We start from the raw sequence: 17,464 nt of genomic DNA, 5'->3' as shown, positions 1-17,464 counted from the left end.
CTAGAGCTTGGCGGCGAGCTCGGCGTCGGTCGGCTCGACCAGGTGGCTGCCGTCGGGGAAGACCACGACGGGGATCTGCGTGCGACCGCTGACGGCGTAGGCGCGGTCGGCACCGTCGGCGACGGCCTCGAGGTCGACGTAGTCGTAGGCCACGCCCTCGCGGTCGAGCAGCGCCTTGGAGCGACGGCAGTCACGGCACCACTCGGCGCCGAACATCAGGATGCGGTCGGGGGCGGTGTCGGTGCTCATGGCGACCAGGGTACGCGCGGTGACGGGACGCGGGCACGCCACCCGCGCCTCCTCGTCCCCGACCGGTCTCGAGATCCGGTCCGGGAATCCGGTCGGACGCCGGATCGCCGCCCGGTTCGCTCGCCGCGAGCGAACGTCGTTCGGTTTCTCGTTCGGGGGCCTTGCGAGCCCCCGGGGGTGGCATGTCACACTGGATGAGCGCCCTCGTCGTGGAGTGGCAATCCCCCCAATCCACCCGCCAGCAGCATGGCCCGCGACGAGTGTGCTGCATCGTGCAGACCGGGGTCGACCACGAGTCGGCCGCCGACGTCCACGATGCCCCCGACGAGATGATCGTCGTGCGCACGCGCCCCGGGCCCGGAGGCATTCCCGTGACCGACACCCTTCAGCGCCCGCCCCAGACCTCGAGCACGCCCGCCGTGCGCACGCCCGCCGCCGCACCTCCCCCGCGCTCGTCGTCGACGCACCCGCGCGACACCCGCCCCACGCCCCAGCCGCACCGCCTGACCCCCTCGGGCGTCGTCGGCATCGCCGTGCTCGGCCTCGCGACGTTCTTCGCGATCACCACCGAACTGAGCCCGGTCGGCCTCCTCTCGACCATGAGCACCGACCTCGGCGTCAGCGAGGCGCGCATGGGCGTCGTCGTCACGGTGTACGCCGTGGCCGTCGCCGCGTTGGCCCTGCCCCTCACCTGGGCCACCGCACGCTTCCCCCGCAAGGCCGTGCTCGTCACGACCCTGGTCGGCTACACGGCCTCGAACCTGATGGTCGCGCTCGCCCCGAGCTTCGGCGTGCTGCTGACCGGTCGCGTGGTCGGTGGCATCGCGCACGCCCTGTTCTTCTCGGTGGCCTCGGCCTACGCGACGCGCATCGTGCCGCCGCGCCTGGCGGGCCGCGCCATCGCCTTCGTCTACTCGGGCAGCTCGCTGGGCTTCGTCGTCGGCGTGCCGCTCGCGACGACGGTCGGCGACCAGCTCGGCTGGCGTCCCGCCGTGGGCGCGGTCGCCGTCGCCACCGCGGTGCTGGCCGTCGTGGCCGCGCTGTTCCTGCCGCACGTCCAGGGCGAGTCGTCGCCGCACGTCGGCTCGGTCCGCTCGTGGGCACGCTCGGGGCTGCTCGCCGTGGTCGTGGCCGACCTCATGCTGTTCGCCGGCCACTACGTCGTCTACACCTTCATCGGCCCGTACCTGACGGGGGCCGGCCTCGGCGAGGACCTCGTCGGCGGCGCCCTGCTCGTGCTCGGCGGCACGGGCGTGGTCGGCCTGCTCGCGGCCGGCGCGTTCGTCGACCGGGCACCCCGGCAGACGCTGATCGTCGCGGTCGCGGTGATGATCGGCGCCCTGGCCGCCCTGCCGTTCGTGCACGGTTCGCTCGTCGGCACGTTCGTCGTCGCTGGGCTGTGGATGGCCGCCAACGGCACGACCGGGACGCTCTTCATGGCGGCCGCGATCCGCACCGGCGGGGTCAGCCCCGACATCGCGGGCGCGCTGATCAACGCCGGCTCGAACGTCGGCATCGCCGCCGGTGCCGCGATCGGCGGGCAGGTCTACGGGATGACGGGCCTCGCCACGGTGCCGTTCGCCGCCGCGGCCATCGTCGCGATCAGCCTCGTCGTGATCGTGGCGGGCCGACGCGGATTCCCGCTGACCGGTCACGCGCAGGCGACCCTGTCGACCTCGTCGCTCGCGGTCATCACCTCGTCGGTGGCGGTCGTCACGACGTCGATCCCGACCGTGGGCCAGGGCCACGGCGGGCGTCGCCCCCGCCGGTAGGACGCAGGAGGCGCGGGTCGCGTCCTCGGCACCGCCATCCGCCCCGCTGTACCCCGATGTCCCCCACAAGGCGGACGAAATCACCCCTGCTCTGGGGACTCCACTCGACAAACGAGAAGCTTTATTGTCGAGGCATCCACTTCCGTGGAGCCCCCGTACCCGAGGGGGCGACACGCGGGCACCTGAACCCCCGCGTGTCGAGCAGGACCGACGTCCGACCGGATCCGACCCGGCCGGACGCCCCCACCCGAGGACACCCCCATGTCGCTTCTCCGCGCCTCCGTGCGCCCCCGTCGTCGCGCCCTCTCGTTCGCGGCCTTCGCCACCGCCTCCCTGCTGGCGGCCGTCGCCGTGACCCAGGCCGTCTCGCCGGCGCCGGCCCAGGCCGCCGCAGCGCTCTCGTGCGACCAGAACACGATCTACGCGACGGCCGGTCAGGGCCAGTTCGTCGCCATCAACGTCGCGGCCAACACGGTGTCCGACGTGATCGCGGGGACGGCGAACCCGTTCTCACCGGCCAACAACGGTCTCGGCGTCGGGCGGAACGGCCTCGACGCCTACGCCTTCACCAACGGCGCGGCCAACAACTCGAACGGCAACACGCTCGCGCGCTACGACTCGGCGGCCGGGGCCGTCACGACGGTCGCCAACGCGAACCCGTCGGGCGCACCCGCCTCGACCCTGCGGGGCGCCGTCAACCCGGTGACCGGGCTCTACTACTACGCGACCGGTGGCGACCCGTCGACGATCTCGGCGTACGACCCGAAGACCGGGGACAAGATCGGCGTCGTCGGCCGCATCCCCGGCCTGCAGGCCGGCAACGGCGACTTCGCCTTCAGCACGCAGGGGCTGCTCTTCGTCGTGGCGAGCAACGCGGTCTACCGACTGAACGACGAGACGATCCCGACCACGGCCGGCACCACCTCCCTCGCCGCCACCAAGCTGACCGACCTGCCCACGGGCACCAACAGCCCCGGCATCGCCTTCTCGTCCGACGGCTACCTGTACGTCTCGTCGGGCATGCAGATCATCAAGCTCGACTCGAGTTCGGGTACCGAGGTCAGCCGCATGACGACCCCGGCCATCAGCAACGTCACCTCGTACTCCGACCTCGCGAGCTGCAACTACGCCAACACCCTGACGGGCAAGGCGGACGTCACGGGCCGCTGGAAGTCCGGCGACCAGTTCGCCCTCAAGGTCGACGGCGGCAACCTGTCGTCGCCGTCCACCGCGACGACCTCTGGCACCGCGAACGGAGTCCAGGCCCAGAAGGCCGGCGCCGCGCTCGCGATCCCGGCCCGGACGTACACCGTCTCGCAGACGGCGGGCAACAGCTCGACGCGCCTCGCCGACTACTCGACGACGTACCGCTGCGCGAACGTCACCGACGACGCGACCGTCGCGTCGGGCTCGGGCAACACCGCGCAGTTTACCTTCCCGGCCGCGACCAGCGCCGACGGCACCGACGTCGTGTGCACCTTCGCGAACACCGTGGCGGCGATCTCGGCCGCAGCCTCCGACGACACCGGGACCACCGCCTCCGGAACCTCGCTGAGGGTCGGCGCGCCCGGCGTCCTCGCCGACGACGCGGGCACCGACCTGACCGTGACGTCGAACACGCAGCCGGCGCACGGGCAGGCCACCGTCGCGGCCGACGGCTCGTACGTCTACACGCCCGCGACGGGCTTCTCGGGCACCGACACCTTCCAGTACACGACGACCGACGGAGGCGGTGGCACGTCGACCTCGACGATCACGATCACCGTCACCCCGGTGAGCAGCGACGACGTCGCGACCGCCCGTGCCGGCCAGGCCCTCGTGGTCGACGCGGCCTCGGGCGTGCTGGCGAACGACTCGGGCACCGGTCTGACCGCCGCCGTGGCGACCGGACCCTCGCACGGCTCCCTCGTGCTCGGTCGTGACGGCTCGTACCGCTACGTCCCGGCCGACGGGTTCTCGGGCACCGACACCTTCACCTACACGGCCACGGACTCCGAGGGCGCGAGCACCACGAGCACGGTGACCGTCACCGTGCTGCCCACCGCCGTCGACGACACGGCGACCGCCGTCTCGGGCACCCCGACGACCATCGCCGGAAGCGCCCTGACCGCGAACGACGACGGCACCGGCCTGAAGGTCACCGCCGCCTCGACGCCGGGTCACGGCACCGCGTCCGTCACCCCCGCGGGCGACGTGCTCTACACGCCGGCCGACGACTTCTCGGGCACCGACACCGTCGACTACACCGTCAGCGACGGCACGGGCGGCACCGACACCGGCACGGTCACCGTGACCGTCGCGCCGCGCGCCTCGGCCGACACCGCCGACGCCGTCGCGGGCTCGGCCCTCGACGTGCCCGCCGGGCGCGGACTGCTCGGCAACGACGGGGGCACCGGTCCCCTCGAGGCCGCCCTCGCCACCGCCCCGACCACCGGCACCGTCGTCGTCAACCCCGACGGCTCGTACGTCTACACGCCGGAGAAGGGCTTCTCGGGCACCGACGTCTTCACCTACACGCTGACCGACGCGAACGGCGTCACGAGCACCGGAACCGTCACCGTCGCCGTCGCCCCGAAGACCGTCGACGACACCATCACCGTCGTGGCGGGCGGAAACGCCCACGTCGACGGACCCGGCGTGCTCGGCAACGACCTCGGCACCGGCCTCGGCGCCGCCATCGTGACCGGCCCGCAGCACGGCAGTGCGACGATCGCACCGAACGGCGAGTTCGACCACACGCCCACGCCCGGCTTCTCGGGCACCGACACCGTGACCTACCAGGTCACCGACGCCGCCGGTCGCACGGCCACCGCGACGGTGACGATCACCGTGACGCCGGTGGCCGTCGACGACGCGGCGACCACGCCGAACGGCACCACGGTGACCACGCCCGCCTCGGCCGGACTGCTCGCCAACGACCTCGGCACCGGGCTGCGCGTGACCGACCACGGCACGCCCGCCCACGGCACCGTGACGGTCGATGCCGACGGCAGCTGGAGCTACACGCCGGACGCCGGCACCTCGGGCACCGACTCGTTCGAGTACCAGGTGACGGACGCCGCGGGGCAGACCGCGACGGCTCGCGCCTGGGTCGTCGTCGGCGACCTGGCCATGGCCGACCAGGGCACCGCGACCGCCGGTCGCGACCTGACCGTGTCGGCGAAGGACGGCCTCCTCTCGAACGATCGCGGCACCGGCCTGGCGGCCACGCTCGACGGGACCCCGCACCACGGCGACGTGACCGTCGCTAAGGACGGCTCGTACGTCTACGCCCCGGCGAAGGGCTTCTCGGGCACCGACGGATTCACCTACACCGTGACCGACGCCGAGGAGCAGACGAGCACGGGCATCGTGACGATCGTCGTCCGGCCCGACGCCGTCGACGACACGACCTCGACGACCGCCGGCACCACGGTCACGGTCACGGCCCCCGGCGTGCTCGGCAACGACCTCGGCACCGACCTGCGCGCCGAGATCGTCGACGCCCCGACCCACGGCACGGCCACGATCGCGGCCGGCGGCACCATCACCTACACGCCTGCCGACGGCTTCTCGGGCACCGATCAGCTGACCTACCGCGCCACCGATGCATCCGGCGGCTCGGACGTCGCGACGGTGACGATCCACGTCGGTCCGATCGTGGTCGACGACTCGCCCGTCGGTGGCACCGTGGCCGACCAGCCCCTCGTCGTGGACGCCGCGCACGGGGTGCTCTCGAACGACAAGGGCACCGACCTGACGGCGAAGGTCACCGACCAGCCGAAGGCCGGCACCGTGACCACGGGCCCCGACGGTTCGTACACGTACACCCCGGAGCCCGGCACCTCGGGCAAGGACACCTTCGGCTACGAGGTCACGGACGGCAACGGACAGACCGGCACGGGCACCGTGACGATCGTCGTCAGCCCGAAGGCCGCCCCCGACGTCGCCTCGGTCGTCGCCGGTGACCGCGTCACCGTCGGCGCGCCGGGTGTGCTCGGCAACGACGTCGGAACGGGCCTGACGGTCACCACGGTGACCCCGGCCGCGCACGGCACCGTCACGATCGCGCCGGACGGCACGTTCGACTACACGCCGGCCCCGGGCTTCTCGGGCGACGACATCGTCGTCTACACGGTCACCGACCGGGACGGCGGCACCGCCACGGCGACGGTCACCGTCTCCGTGACGCCCCGCGCCCTCGACGACCGGTACTCGACGCCCGCCGCGACCACGCTCACCGTGCCGGCCCCCGGCTTGCTGGTCGACGACCTCGGCACCGGCCTGACGGTGACGGGCGTCGACACCCCGGCGCACGGCACGATCGACACCCGGCCCAACGGGTCGTTCGTCTACACGCCGGTCCCTGGTTTCTCGGGCACCGACCGGGTCGGGTACACGGCGACCGACTCGGCCGGCCGGTCGGTGAAGGCCACGGCGACCATCGTCGTCGGTGCCCTGGCGCTCGACGACACGGGCAGCACCCGTGCCGGCACCCCGCTGACCGTCGACGCCCCGCACGGCGTGCTCTCGAACGACTCGGGCAGCTCGCTGAACGCGACGCTCGACGCCGCGCCCACGCACGGCACGGTCGAGCTCGCTCGCGACGGCTCGTACGTCTACACGCCGAAGTCCGGTTTCTCGGGCACCGACGCCTTCACGTACACGGCGACCGACGGTGAGGGGCAGACCCGCACGGGGACCGTCACCATCACGGTGCTGCCGACCGCGGTCGACGACGCCGCCTCGACGCCGGCCGACACGACCCTGACCGTCGCCGCCCCGGGGGTGCTGGGCAACGACCTCGGCACCGGCCTGCGCGTCACCTCGACGGGTCTCGCGGCTCACGGCACGGCGACCATCGACCCCAGCGGCCGCCTGGTCTACACGCCGGACGCCGGGTTCTCGGGGAAGGACGCCGTGACCTACGCGGTGACCGACCGCGACGGCGGCACCGCGTCCGCCACGGTCACCCTCACCGTGGGCGTCAAGGCCGTGGCCGACTCGGGCAGGACGATCGCCGGCAAGCGGCTCGTCTCGGGCACGGTCGGCGGCGTGATGCGCAACGACGACGGATCGGCCCTCTGGGTCGCCCTGGCGTCCCCGCCGTCGCACGGCACGGTCACCCTCGACCGCGACGGTTCGTACGACTACCTGCCGGCCGCCGGCTTCGTCGGGGTCGACGCGTTCGACTACACCGCGACCGACGAGGCCGGGCAGACCGCCCGGGCGACCGTCGCCATCACGGTGCTGGGCGCGGCCGTCGCGGTCGACGACGAGCAGCGCGGCACGACGGACCACCCGGTCACCGTCGACGTCACGGCGAACGACGCCCCCACCGAGGGTGCGACCTTCGACCGCGGCACCGTCGTGCTCGTCGACCCGGCCACCGGTGACGGGGTCAGCACGCTGACCGTGCCCGAGCAGGGCACCTGGACGGTCGTCGACGGAACCGTCGTCTTCACCCCCGCGACGGGTTTCGACTCCGAGGCGTCGGTGCAGTACCGCGTGACCGACACGGCCGGCGAGACGGTCCAGGCGGTCGTCACGGTGTCGTTCCCGATGATCCTGTCGGCGACGCAGCTGGCCTTCACCGGCAGCGCGTCGGTGCTCGGCATCGCCGCCATGGCCCTGCTCGGGGTCGCGCTCGGCCTGGCGCTCTCGCGTCGCGGCCGTCGCGTGGTCGGCCCGATCCGAGGCCGTCGCCGGGCCGAGTAGCCCCCGACGCGCCGACGTCCCCGTCCGCCCGCCCCTCCTGCCGAGGGGGCGGACGGGCGGGGACGTCCGTCGGACGGCAGTCCGTGCCGCGGAACGCTCTCGGCGGCTCCGCAGCACGCGACCCCACCGGGGGTGTCATCCGTCGGGAGGACGCGCCCGCGGCTCGATGCTGAGAGGGTCACGAGGAGGCGGACGGGTCGTCGTCGAGGGAGAGAGGGATCGTCGTGACATCACCGGGAAGGACGTCGGAGCCGCGGTCCTGGGCCTGGGCCCTGGGCTGGCTGAGCCTGTCCGGCCCGGTCCTGCTGGTCGCGGGCAACGCCCCCTCGCTGATCGGCACCCCACTCGTGCCCTGGGCGAGCATCCTGCTGGATCTCTGGGCGGTCGTATCCGTGTTCTTCGGAGTCGCCGCCGTCGCCTTCGCCCGCGACGACGTCGAGTCGGCTCCTGACGACCGACCCCGCTTCGTCACGGCCGGGATGGCGCTCGGCCTTCTCGGGCTGGCGGTCAGCGGGTGTCTGCTGCTTCTCTGGCTGCTGACGCCCCTGCCCTTCTGACCCGTGAGCGAGCGCCGGCAGAGACGGCGTGATCGTCGTGGACGACAGCGCCGGTGCGTGCCGGCGGCCCTCACGCCAGGAGCACGCCCCGCCGCCTCGCGACGGGTGTGAGCACGACTCGCGTCGGACACGCCGCAGGGACGCGAACGAGTGCGCCACGATCCTGCGCGGTCGGCGCAGGCGGTTCCACGATTCCGACCTCCACGTGAGTGGCTTACGAGAAAGTGCGTACCTGCCGACGACGGGGCTTCCTGCGATGCTGCGATCACCCGCCGACCACACGAGCAGGAGAACACATGACGAACGACCTGACCACGCGCAGCCCCTCCCGCCGCCTCGCCCGCGGCACGGCCGTCCTCGCCGGAGTCGCCCTCCTCACCGGACTCGGCGTCGCCACGCCGGCGGCCGCTGCTCCCGGGACCCCGCCGAAGTCGACCGTGACGGCTGCCGCGGACCGGCGGGACAGCACCACCGAACACCGCAACGCCTGCGCCGTGCGGACGCTCCTCACCCAGACCTTCGCCGACCCGGACGGCACGTCCTCCCGCGAGCTCGCAGCCCGGCTCGTCTCCCCGACCGCGGTCGCGCACGGAGCAGGGACCGCCGCGGGGCCGGAGGGACTCCTCGCCCAGTTCGCGGCGGACCGCATCCGCGTTCCCGGTGCCCACGCCGTGATCAAACACGTCGCAGCCGACGGCGACCTCGTCGCGGTGCACTGGCAGATCACGCCGGACCCCGGCGACGAACGACGCGGTGACGCCGCCGTCGACCTGTTCCGCCTCGAGCACGGCCGGATCGTCGAGCACTGGTCGCTCGAGCAGCCCGTTCCGACCGGCACACCGGCCAGCGGGAACACGAACTCGATGTTCAGCGACCTCTACCGGCCGGCGCGTCCGACCGCCGCGCCGTCGGAACGTCAGGAAGAACGCAATCGCGTCCTCGCGGTGTCGGCGTACGACACGCTGTTCCGGGACCACGACCCGTCGATCCTCGACCGCGCGTTCGACCCCGCGTACCTGCAGCACAACCCGGTGGCTCCGAACGGGACGGCAGCGCTGAAGCAGCTGTTCGGGAGCGGTGCGCAGTTCCCGGCGCAGCAGTCCGTCATCTCGCTCTCGGACGGCGACATCGTCTGGACCTTCTCGCAGGCGGTCGGCGCGAAGCCCGGGGACCCGCTGCTCGCGGCCGACCTGTTCCGCGTCGACGGCGGCCTCATCCGCGAGCACTGGGACGTGGTCCCCACCGACTAGCCGCCGAGGCGGCCTCGCGCACCGGGCGTGCGGCGTCGATGCCAGGTGAGGGCACTCGCCGCGAGCACGCCCCCCACGACGGCACCGACGGTGTTGGTGATCCAGTCACCCGTGTCGCAGGCCCGACCGATCACCACCACCAGCGCCTGGAGCAGCTCGATGGCACCCGACAGTGCGACGGCACCGAGAACTGCCACCACCGGTCGTCGTCAGAGCACCCCCGCGAAGAACGAGACCGGGACGAACAAGAGGACGTTCGCGGTCGACTCCACCGCAGTGGGCGAGAGGTACGGCAGGCCCGGGTTGCACGTGATGCCCGGGTAGGGCGCGCCATCCGGGTACAGCGTGAGCGCCAGGACCGCGAGCACTGCCAGGCCGAGGAGAACGCCGGTCGTCCGTCGGCGTCCCACGAGCCACAGTCCGGCGACCGGACCGACGACGACGACGCCGACCAGGACCGAGAAGGCGAGCCACGGCACCAGGGCGAGCACGGTCGAGAGCACGGACCGAGACTAGGACACGTCGGATCTGCTGAACGCGGCGGTGGAGGTCACGGCGGGGTAACGAAGATGATGCGTTCCAATCCTTTTCGGGCCCGGTGGCGAACCCAGTACATCCCCACCGGGACCAACTGACAAGGAGCTTCACCATGAACGCTTTCACTCGCAAGAACATCACCAAGACCACCCTCGGCCTCGTCGCCTCGGGCGCCCTGCTCTTCTCCCTCGCCGCGTGCTCGATGGACTCCGGCACCTCGACCGACACGTCCTCCTCGTCGAGCTCGTCGTCCTCCGAGCCCAGCGCCGCGTCGACGCCCGCCGCGTCGATCGCCGACCTCAGCAACGGCGTCGACACCCAGGTCGCCGTCGACCAGTCCTTCGTCGACGCGATCACCTCGCTCGGCCTGACCCCGGGCGTCGTCGGCACCGCGACCTTCACCGACGGCACGTTCGCGTTCCCGATCACGGGCGGCAACGTCGACTACTACGGCCCCGACAGCGACGTGCGACCCTACGTCCAGGGCGAGATCGACCACGACGGCTCCGGCCTGTCGCTGACCTCGGCCGACGGCACCGTCGTCGAACTGACCGACTTCCGCATCGACCCGGGTGAGAGCAAGCTCTACGGCACCGTCACCGCCAACGGCACCGTCGCCGCCGAGGACGCCTACCTGTTCAACCTCTACGGTGGCACGCTCAAGCCGATCCAGATGGAAGGCTCCAACGCCGTCCTCGAGGGCACCACGGTGCACATCAGCCCCGACGCCGCGTCGCTGCTGAACCAGACCTTCAAGACCGACGCCGTCCAGGACGAGATGCTCGTCGGCGTCGCGAAGATCACCGCCGCCACGGAGTAGTACCTGCCTGGCCGGCTACCCGCCGGCCCGGCCCCAGGGCCGCACCCCGCCTCGCGAGGTGCGGCCTGGAACCCGGGTCGTCTCCGTGACGACGCACCGGCCCCGCCCTGCTCGACGGGGTCGGCGATCCCGGTGGACCCCGCCTCGTGCTCACGCACGGGGCGGGGTTTTTCCGTTGCCCGCCCGGGGCCGGCCCGGGGTCAGGCGGCCGTGAACCCGGTTTCGAACGACGCACCCAGAAGAATCGGGGTGCATCGTTCGGAACCGGGTTCTTCGCGCACTGACGGCCGGGGGTCAGGAGGCGCGGCGGGGGTGACGAGCGCCGTGCTCACCGCGCCCGTCACCTCCGCGTCTGCCCGGCAGCTGACGACCACCGCAGACACGACTCGTGACCCTCGGTCTGGGGTCACCGCTTTCAATTCAAGCGCATAGAGTTCGAGGGGTGCCGTCGGTGGCACGAAACCTCGATCCCGAGCCCCCCGGACTGGACGCCATGTCTCTTGCACCTGCGCCACCCGTGGGGACCGAGCGCTCCGACGACGACCTCCTCGTCCTCGTCGCCGAAGGCAACCAGCAAGCCTTCGCGGTCTTCTACGACCGGACGGCTGCCCGTGTCCTCGGACTGGTCCGTCGCATCCTGGTCGATCCGGCGCAGTCCGAGGAGGTCACGCAGGAGATCTTCCTGGAGGCCTGGCAGACCGTCGGGCGCTTCGATCCCGCGCGTGGCAAGGCATCGTCGTGGCTGCTCACGATGGCGCACCGCCGCGCCGTCGACCGGGTGCGCGCCTCCCAGTCCTCACGCGACCGCGACCTCGCAGTCGGTGCCAAGGAATTCGTCGACGCACGGGACGACGTGGCGGAGACGGCCGAGACCCGGGTCGAGCACGAGCGAGTGACGAAGGCCATGCGCACCTTGACCGACCTGCAGCAGCAAGCCCTCGAGCTGGTGTACTTCGGCGGGCTGAGCCACAGCGAGGCTGCCCGTGAGGCCGGCGTCGCCATCGGGACGATGAAGACCCGCATCCGCGATGCCCTGATCACCCTCCGTCGACTGATCGCAGAAACGGAAGCGGCCTGACCGATTCATCCCCCGGGATCGGGCCGGGGGCACGTGCCGGAGGCACGTGCCGAGCAGATCGGCGTCCAACAGCGGGCCTCACGACGTTCTCGTCGACGTCGACGCTCGGCATCGTCAGGGTGTTGGGTCGATGGATGGTCGCCGCCTCACCTGTCCTGACCGTCGACGCGTTCCCCGTCGGGTTCACGTTCCTCTCGTGGACCTTCATCGCCATCGGTGTCGTCTGCGCGGTCGGTGTCGCGGCCGACGTGGCCCGCCGCCCACAGCCGATGGCCGTGATGAATGTGGTGTGGCCCGTGACGATGCTGTTCGGCGGGCTCGCGTGGCTGCTGTTCTACCGTCGGACCGCGCGCGCCGCCCTCCGAGGACTGAGCCAGGACGAGCGCGGGAGTTCGATGGCGGTCTCCGTCGCCACGGGCACCAGCCACTGCGGCGCGGGTTGCGCGATCGGCGACCTCGTCGCGGAGTTCGCCCTCGTCGCCTTCCCCGTCATCGGCGTCGTCGTCGGCCGGGGCACCCTGTACGACGACGAGATCTTCGCCGGCTGGATCATCGACTTCGTCCTCGCCTTCGCTCTCGGGATCGTGTTCCAGTACTTCTCCATCGCCCCGATGCGCGGCCTCGGCCTCCGAGCCGGCATCGTGGCCGCCCTCAAGGCCGACGCCCTGTCGATCTCGGCGTGGCAGGTCGGAATGTACGGGGTCATGGCGCTGGCCCAGTTCCTCGTCCTGCCCTCACTCTTCGGCGGGCGCGCGGACGTCGTCAGTCCGGAATTCTGGTTCGTCATGCAGATCGCCATGCTCGCCGGGTTCGCGACCTCCTACCCCGTCAACTGGCTCCTCATCAGGTCGGGCGTGAAAGAAGCGATGTGATCCGATGCAGACCTCGACGCCGCACACGAACGCTCGGCCCGGGGGCTGGCGCCCGCGCTCGTTCCGTCGCACACTGGTGCCCAGCGAACGAGAGGACTCGTCATGAGCGACACCGTGGTCGATCAGTACATCGCGGGGTTCCCGCCCGAGAGACGCGAAGCGCTCGAACGGGTGAGGCGGGCCATCCACGCCGGGTGCACAGGCGGCGTCGAGAGCCTGCGGTACGGCATGCCGGCCATCCGCTTCGAGGACGGGCAGACGCTCTACTTCGCGGCATGGACGCGCCACCTCGGCATCTACCCCGTGCCCCGGTTCGACGAAGCCCTCGAAGGCGACGTCTCCCCTCACCGACGAGCCAAGGACACCGTCGCCTTCGGCTGGGGCCGCCCCGTCCCCGACCAGCTGGTCGAGCGGATCAGCCGCGCGATCGCGTGCGGCGCGGCGACGATCGTGGACGCCCCTCCCCCGGCGTTCGCCGTCACCCGCTGACGGATCCACGCACCCCACTGACGCCCCCTCCGCACTCCTCCGAGCCGCGGCGCCCGCCACCGCTCGTCGCGACGCGTCGCGTCGCGTCGGGTCGGGTCGGGTCGGGTCCCGCCAGCCGATCACCCGGCCTTCACGGTCCGAAAGTCGCTAGTTTCGACGAGAAATGCTCACCCCGATTCTGAGGAGACCCGACATGACCGACGCCACCCCCTACCCCGGCCCTGGCACCACCGGCCCCGCCACGACGACCAAGAAGACGATGGGCGTCCTGTCGCTCGTCTTCGGCATCGTCAGCATCGTCTTCTGCCTCTTCCTGCCGGTGCTGTGGATCCTCCTCGCCATCGCCGCCGTGGTGCTCGGCTTCCTGTCGCGCAAGCGCGAGCCCGCCGCCCGCACCATGGCGACGGTCGGCATCGTGCTCGGCTTCATCGGCATCGTGGCCAACATCGGCTCGATGGTCGCTGGCGCGCTGATCATGACCCAGGGCCTCTAGCCCGCACGACGACCCGGACGAGTGGTCGCCGATCGTCCTCCGCCACGATGGCGGGCACGATCCGCGGCCGCTCGTCCGCTGCGTCCGGGCCCGTACCCCGAACGCGCCGCGTCGGCGGAGGCGGCCCGGCGTAGCGTCCAGGGCACCCCCGAACCAGAGAGGACCCCGCATGACCCGCGACCAGTACACCTTCTCCGACCCGCGCACGCTCTACCCCACGATCAGCCCCGAGGTGCAGCACCAGGACGAGCCCGGCCTGCAGTCGCAGATGACGCCGGTCCCCGACCTCGGCGAGGAGACCTACCGCGGCACGGGACGCCTGCAGGGGCGCAAGGCCCTCATCACGGGTGCCGACTCGGGCATCGGCGCCGCCGTCGCGATCGCCTACGCCCGCGAGGGTGCCGACGTCGCCCTGAACTACCTGCCGAGCGAACAGTCCGACGCCGACCACGTCATCGCGCTCGTCGAGGCCGCGGGGCAGAAGGCCGTGGCCCTCCCCGGGGACCTGACCAGCGCCTCCTTCTGTCGCGAACTGGTGCAGAAGGCGGTCGACGGACTCGGCGGCCTCGACGCCGTCGTCAACGTCGCCGGCAAGCAGGTCTGGCACGAGGACATCGCCGACATCACCGACGAGCAGTTCGACCTGACCTTCCGCACCAACGTCTACGCCCCGTTCTGGATCGTCAAGGCCGCCGTGCCGCACCTCGCCCCCGGCTCGACAATCATCAACACCGCCTCGGCCGAGGCCCACACGCCCGCGCCCGACCGCCTCGACTACGCCGCCACCAAGGGTGCGGTCAACAACCTGTCGAAGGGCATGGCGCAGCAGCTCATCACGAAGGGCATCCGCGTCAACGTCGTCGCGCCCGGCCCGACCTGGACCGTGCTGCAGGTGACCGACGGCGTCGACCCCGAGTCGCTGCCCGAGTTCGGCTCGAGCGAGGCCCCGCTCGGTCGCGCCGGCCAGCCCGCCGAGCAGGCACCGGCCTACGTGTTCCTCGCCTCGGCCGAGTCGAGCTTCGTCTCGGGCGAGACGCTCAACGTCAACGGCGGCATGGTCTCGCCGTAGCCCGACCGACGACGGAACCGAGGAGGCGCGGGTCGGCTGCACCGCGCCTCCTCGGCTCCTCGGGTCAGCGGCCCCCGGCGGCTCAGGCGGGCAGCGCCGCCGCGAGGTACGGCGCGGTGCGACTACCGGTGGCTCCGGCCACCTGTTCGGGAGTCCCGACGGCGAGCACGCGCCCACCGGCGTCCCCTCCGCCGGGGCCCAGGTCGATGACGTGGTCGGACGCCGCCACGACGCCCATGTGGTGCTCCACCACGACGACCGTGTTGCCCGCGTCGACGAGCAGCTGCAACTGGGTGACGAGCAGCTCGACGTCGGCGGGGTGCAGGCCCGTCGTGGGCTCGTCGAGCAGATAGAGCGTGTGGCCCGAGCGTGCCCGCTGCAGTTCGGTCGCGAGCTTGATGCGCTGCGCCTCGCCGCCCGAGAGTTCGGTGGCCGGCTGACCGAGTCGCAGGTAGCCGAGCCCGACCTGCCGCAACGTCTCGAGGGCCCGGGAGGCGCTGGTCACCTCGGCGAGGAACGTCGCCGCCTCGTCGACCGTCATCGCGAGCACGTCCGCCACGGTCGCGCCGTGCCAGGTGACCTCGAGCGTCTCGGCGTTGTAGCGGGCTCCGTGGCACTCGGGGCACGGCGAGTAGCTGCCGGGCAGGAAGAGCAGCTCGACCGAGACGAACCCCTCTCCCTGGCAGACCTCGCAGCGGCCCCCGGCGACGTTGAACGAGAAGCGTCCGGCGCCGTACCCCCGGGCCCGTGCCTCGTCGGTCGCGGCGAAGGCCTGGCGCACCGCGTCGAACAGGCCCGTGTACGTCGCGAGGTTCGACCGCGGAGTCCGGCCGATCGGCTTCTGGTCGACCTGCACGACGCGGTCGACCCGCTCGTGGCTCGTCGCCGTCTCGGCCAGCACGCCGCCGACCAGCGTCGACTTGCCCGAGCCCGACACCCCCGTGACCGCGGTCAGCACGCCCAGCGGCAGGTCGACGTCGACGCCGTCGAGGTTGTGCCGGGTGACGCCACGCAGTTCGAGGGTGGCGGTCGGTTCGCGGCGGACGGGCGACCCGCCCTGGGCGCGACCGTCGGCGGAGGGGTCGAGGAACCGCCTCGTGACGGAGTCGGCGACCCCGGCGAGCCCGGCGACGGGCCCGCTGTAGAGCACCGCGCCTCCTTGGCTGCCGGCCCCCGGGCCGACGTCGACGACCCAGTCGGCGCGACGCACGATGCTCATGTCGTGCTCGACGACGAACACCGAGTTGCCGCTCGCCCGCAGCCGCTCGAGCACCTCGACGAGGGACTCGGCGTCGGCGGGGTGCAGGCCGGCGCTCGGCTCGTCGAGCACGTAGACGACGCCGAACAGGCCCGAGCGCAGCTGCGTCGCGATGCGGAGCCGCTGCATCTCGCCCGGCGACAGGGTCGGCGTCGCACGGCCGAGGCTGAGGTAGCCCAGCCCGAGGTCGGCGAGCACGGTCGTCCGGGCCAGCAGGTCGGAGGCGATGCGGACGGCGACCTCGGTGACCTCGCCCGACGACGCGTTCGACACCGCCGCCGACGCACTCGTCAGGGTCGCCGTCGGCCGCAGGACGTCGCCCAGCTCGGCGATCGGCAGGGCGTTGAGCTCGGCGATCGTCCGGCCGGCGAAGGTCACGGCGAGCGCCGCCCGAGTCAGGCCGCTGCCACCGCAGAGCGAGCAGGGACCGCTATCGACGTACTGCAGGACCTTGGCCCGCTGGGTCTCGCTCTGCGAGTCGGCGAGGGTGTGCAGGACGAAGGCGCGGGCGCTCCAGAAGCGGCCCTTGTACGGCTTGGCGACGCGGTCGCGCTGGGGGGTCACCTCGACCACGGGCTGCTCCTCGGTGTAGAGCAGCCAGTCGCGATCGGCCTGCAGCAGGTCACGCCAGGGGCGGTCGATGTCGTAGCCGAGCACGCTCGTGACGTCGCGGAGGTTCTTGCCCTGCCAGGCTCCCGGCCAGGCGGTGATCGCGCCGTCGCGGATGCTCAGGTCGGGGTCGTGGACGGCAGACGCCTCGGTCACCTCGTGCGCGACGCCGAGCCCGTGGCAGCGCGGGCAGGCCCCCGCGACCGTGTTCGGCGAGAACGAGTCGGACTCGAGCCGGTCGGCCCCCGCGGGGTAGCTGCCGGCCCGCGAGTAGAGCATCCGCATCGAGTTCGACAGGGTGGTCAGGGTGCCGACGGTCGACCGCGAGCTCGGGGCGCCGCGGCGCTGCTGCAGGGCGACGGCCGGGGGCAGGCCGGTGATCTCGTCGACGTGCGGGGCGCCGCCCTGGGCGATCAGCCGCCGCGCGTAGGGGGCGACGGACTCGAAGAAGCGGCGCTGCGCCTCGGCGAAGATCGTGCCGAAGGCCAGCGACGACTTGCCCGAGCCCGAGACTCCCGTGAACGCGACGATGCTGTCGCGCGGGACGTCGACGTCGACCGCACGCAGGTTGTTCTCGCGGGCGCCGCGGACGCGGACGAAACCGCGGGCGTGGACGTCGGCGGGGGCGTCGGCGGGCACGTCGGGCACATCGGGAGGGGCGGTGTCGGGCATCCGGTCGATGCTACGGGTGTCCGACGGACTCGGCCCGGGTGC

The 17,464-nt window shown here is 72.3% G+C and carries 14 protein-coding genes; 10 read left to right on the top strand and 4 right to left on the bottom strand.

Going from position 1 to position 17,464, the window contains the following annotated elements; translation table 11 throughout:
* Entirely contained in the window at nucleotides 1–249 is a 249-nt protein-coding gene (locus tag ACIOSR_RS12935; protein WP_043594734.1) for a glutaredoxin domain-containing protein, read from the bottom strand.
* Nucleotides 250–521: 272 nt separating this feature from the next.
* On the opposite strand from ACIOSR_RS12935, the gene ACIOSR_RS12930 reads away from it, so the two are divergent.
* The 4 genes from ACIOSR_RS12930 (at nucleotide 522) to ACIOSR_RS12915 (ending at nucleotide 9,525) form a co-directional block, all read left to right on the top strand.
* Nucleotides 522–2,021 (top strand): MFS transporter, encoded by a 1,500-nt coding sequence (locus tag ACIOSR_RS12930; RefSeq protein ID WP_402752828.1) that lies wholly within the window; start codon nucleotides 522–524, stop codon nucleotides 2,019–2,021.
* A 261-nt stretch (nucleotides 2,022–2,282) separates the two neighbouring features.
* A complete protein-coding gene (locus ACIOSR_RS12925) occupies nucleotides 2,283–7,718 on the top strand; it encodes an Ig-like domain-containing protein (RefSeq protein ID WP_402752827.1) in 5,436 nt (1,811 codons plus the stop codon).
* A gap of 224 nt (nucleotides 7,719–7,942) precedes the next feature.
* The gene (locus ACIOSR_RS12920) at nucleotides 7,943–8,275 is read left to right on the top strand and encodes a hypothetical protein (protein ID WP_148053709.1); all 333 of its coding nucleotides are present in this window, start codon (nucleotides 7,943–7,945) and stop codon (nucleotides 8,273–8,275) included.
* A 296-nt stretch (nucleotides 8,276–8,571) separates the two neighbouring features.
* On the top strand, nucleotides 8,572–9,525 hold the full coding sequence (locus tag ACIOSR_RS12915) for a nuclear transport factor 2 family protein (protein WP_402752826.1): 954 nt from the start codon (nucleotides 8,572–8,574) through the stop codon (nucleotides 9,523–9,525).
* Here ACIOSR_RS12915 and ACIOSR_RS12910 read toward each other — a convergent pair.
* On the bottom strand, nucleotides 9,522–9,725 hold the full coding sequence (locus ACIOSR_RS12910) for a VanZ family protein (protein WP_402752825.1): 204 nt from the start codon (nucleotides 9,723–9,725) through the stop codon (nucleotides 9,522–9,524). The genes ACIOSR_RS12915 and ACIOSR_RS12910 overlap by 4 nt on opposite strands.
* Nucleotides 9,726–9,734: 9 nt before the next feature.
* Nucleotides 9,735–10,028, bottom strand: a complete 294-nt coding sequence (locus ACIOSR_RS12905; RefSeq protein WP_402752824.1) for a hypothetical protein — start codon at nucleotides 10,026–10,028, stop codon at nucleotides 9,735–9,737.
* 146 nt (nucleotides 10,029–10,174) lie between these two features.
* Here ACIOSR_RS12905 and ACIOSR_RS12900 point away from each other — a divergent pair, with 146 nt between their 5' ends.
* The 6 genes from ACIOSR_RS12900 to ACIOSR_RS12875 all read left to right on the top strand — a co-directional run bounded on the left by ACIOSR_RS12900 (nucleotide 10,175) and on the right by ACIOSR_RS12875 (nucleotide 14,883).
* Nucleotides 10,175–10,882 carry a hypothetical protein gene (locus ACIOSR_RS12900; RefSeq protein ID WP_402752823.1) on the top strand — a complete coding sequence of 236 codons (708 nt, stop codon included), beginning with the start codon at nucleotides 10,175–10,177 and terminating at the stop codon, nucleotides 10,880–10,882.
* 493 nt (nucleotides 10,883–11,375) lie between these two features.
* A complete protein-coding gene (sigK, locus tag ACIOSR_RS12895) occupies nucleotides 11,376–11,960 on the top strand; it encodes an ECF RNA polymerase sigma factor SigK (protein ID WP_402752822.1) in 585 nt (194 codons plus the stop codon).
* 134 nt (nucleotides 11,961–12,094) lie between these two features.
* Nucleotides 12,095–12,832, top strand: a complete 738-nt coding sequence (locus tag ACIOSR_RS12890; RefSeq protein ID WP_192122847.1) for a DUF4396 domain-containing protein — start codon at nucleotides 12,095–12,097, stop codon at nucleotides 12,830–12,832.
* Nucleotides 12,833–12,934: 102 nt separating this feature from the next.
* Complete coding sequence (locus tag ACIOSR_RS12885) at nucleotides 12,935–13,321, top strand: iron chaperone (RefSeq protein ID WP_056042961.1); 387 nt, start codon at nucleotides 12,935–12,937, stop codon at nucleotides 13,319–13,321.
* A 193-nt stretch (nucleotides 13,322–13,514) separates the two neighbouring features.
* Nucleotides 13,515–13,814, top strand: a complete 300-nt coding sequence (locus ACIOSR_RS12880; protein WP_056042964.1) for a hypothetical protein — start codon at nucleotides 13,515–13,517, stop codon at nucleotides 13,812–13,814.
* A 169-nt stretch (nucleotides 13,815–13,983) separates the two neighbouring features.
* The gene (locus ACIOSR_RS12875) at nucleotides 13,984–14,883 is read left to right on the top strand and encodes an SDR family oxidoreductase (RefSeq protein ID WP_056042968.1); all 900 of its coding nucleotides are present in this window, start codon (nucleotides 13,984–13,986) and stop codon (nucleotides 14,881–14,883) included.
* Between the two features lie 82 nt (nucleotides 14,884–14,965).
* Here ACIOSR_RS12875 and ACIOSR_RS12870 read toward each other — a convergent pair whose 3' ends face one another.
* Nucleotides 14,966–17,422 carry an ATP-binding cassette domain-containing protein gene (locus ACIOSR_RS12870; protein WP_402752821.1) on the bottom strand — a complete coding sequence of 819 codons (2,457 nt, stop codon included), beginning with the start codon at nucleotides 17,420–17,422 and terminating at the stop codon, nucleotides 14,966–14,968.
* Nucleotides 17,423–17,464: the final 42 nt, after the last annotated feature.

The sequence above is a fragment of the Frigoribacterium sp. NPDC087798 genome, from assembly GCF_044742985.1.
Taxonomy (GTDB): Bacteria; Actinomycetota; Actinomycetes; order Actinomycetales; family Microbacteriaceae; genus Frigoribacterium.
This window is presented reverse-complemented; position numbering and strand designations above follow the sequence as displayed.

Excerpts from the sequence above, each read along its gene's own strand:
- ACIOSR_RS12935 (WP_043594734.1), bottom strand. The coding sequence starts at position 249 with ATGAGCACCGACACCGCCCCCGACCGCATCCTGATGTTCGGCGCCGAG.
- ACIOSR_RS12925 (WP_402752827.1), top strand. The coding sequence starts at position 2,283 with ATGTCGCTTCTCCGCGCCTCCGTGCGCCCCCGTCGTCGCGCCCTCTCG.
- ACIOSR_RS12915 (WP_402752826.1), top strand. The coding sequence starts at position 8,572 with ATGACGAACGACCTGACCACGCGCAGCCCCTCCCGCCGCCTCGCCCGC.
- ACIOSR_RS12900 (WP_402752823.1), top strand. The coding sequence starts at position 10,175 with ATGAACGCTTTCACTCGCAAGAACATCACCAAGACCACCCTCGGCCTC.
- sigK (WP_402752822.1), top strand. The coding sequence starts at position 11,376 with ATGTCTCTTGCACCTGCGCCACCCGTGGGGACCGAGCGCTCCGACGAC.
- ACIOSR_RS12890 (WP_192122847.1), top strand. The coding sequence starts at position 12,095 with ATGGTCGCCGCCTCACCTGTCCTGACCGTCGACGCGTTCCCCGTCGGG.
- ACIOSR_RS12885 (WP_056042961.1), top strand. The coding sequence starts at position 12,935 with ATGAGCGACACCGTGGTCGATCAGTACATCGCGGGGTTCCCGCCCGAG.
- ACIOSR_RS12880 (WP_056042964.1), top strand. The coding sequence starts at position 13,515 with ATGACCGACGCCACCCCCTACCCCGGCCCTGGCACCACCGGCCCCGCC.
- ACIOSR_RS12875 (WP_056042968.1), top strand. The coding sequence starts at position 13,984 with ATGACCCGCGACCAGTACACCTTCTCCGACCCGCGCACGCTCTACCCC.
- ACIOSR_RS12870 (WP_402752821.1), bottom strand. The coding sequence starts at position 17,422 with ATGCCCGACACCGCCCCTCCCGATGTGCCCGACGTGCCCGCCGACGCC.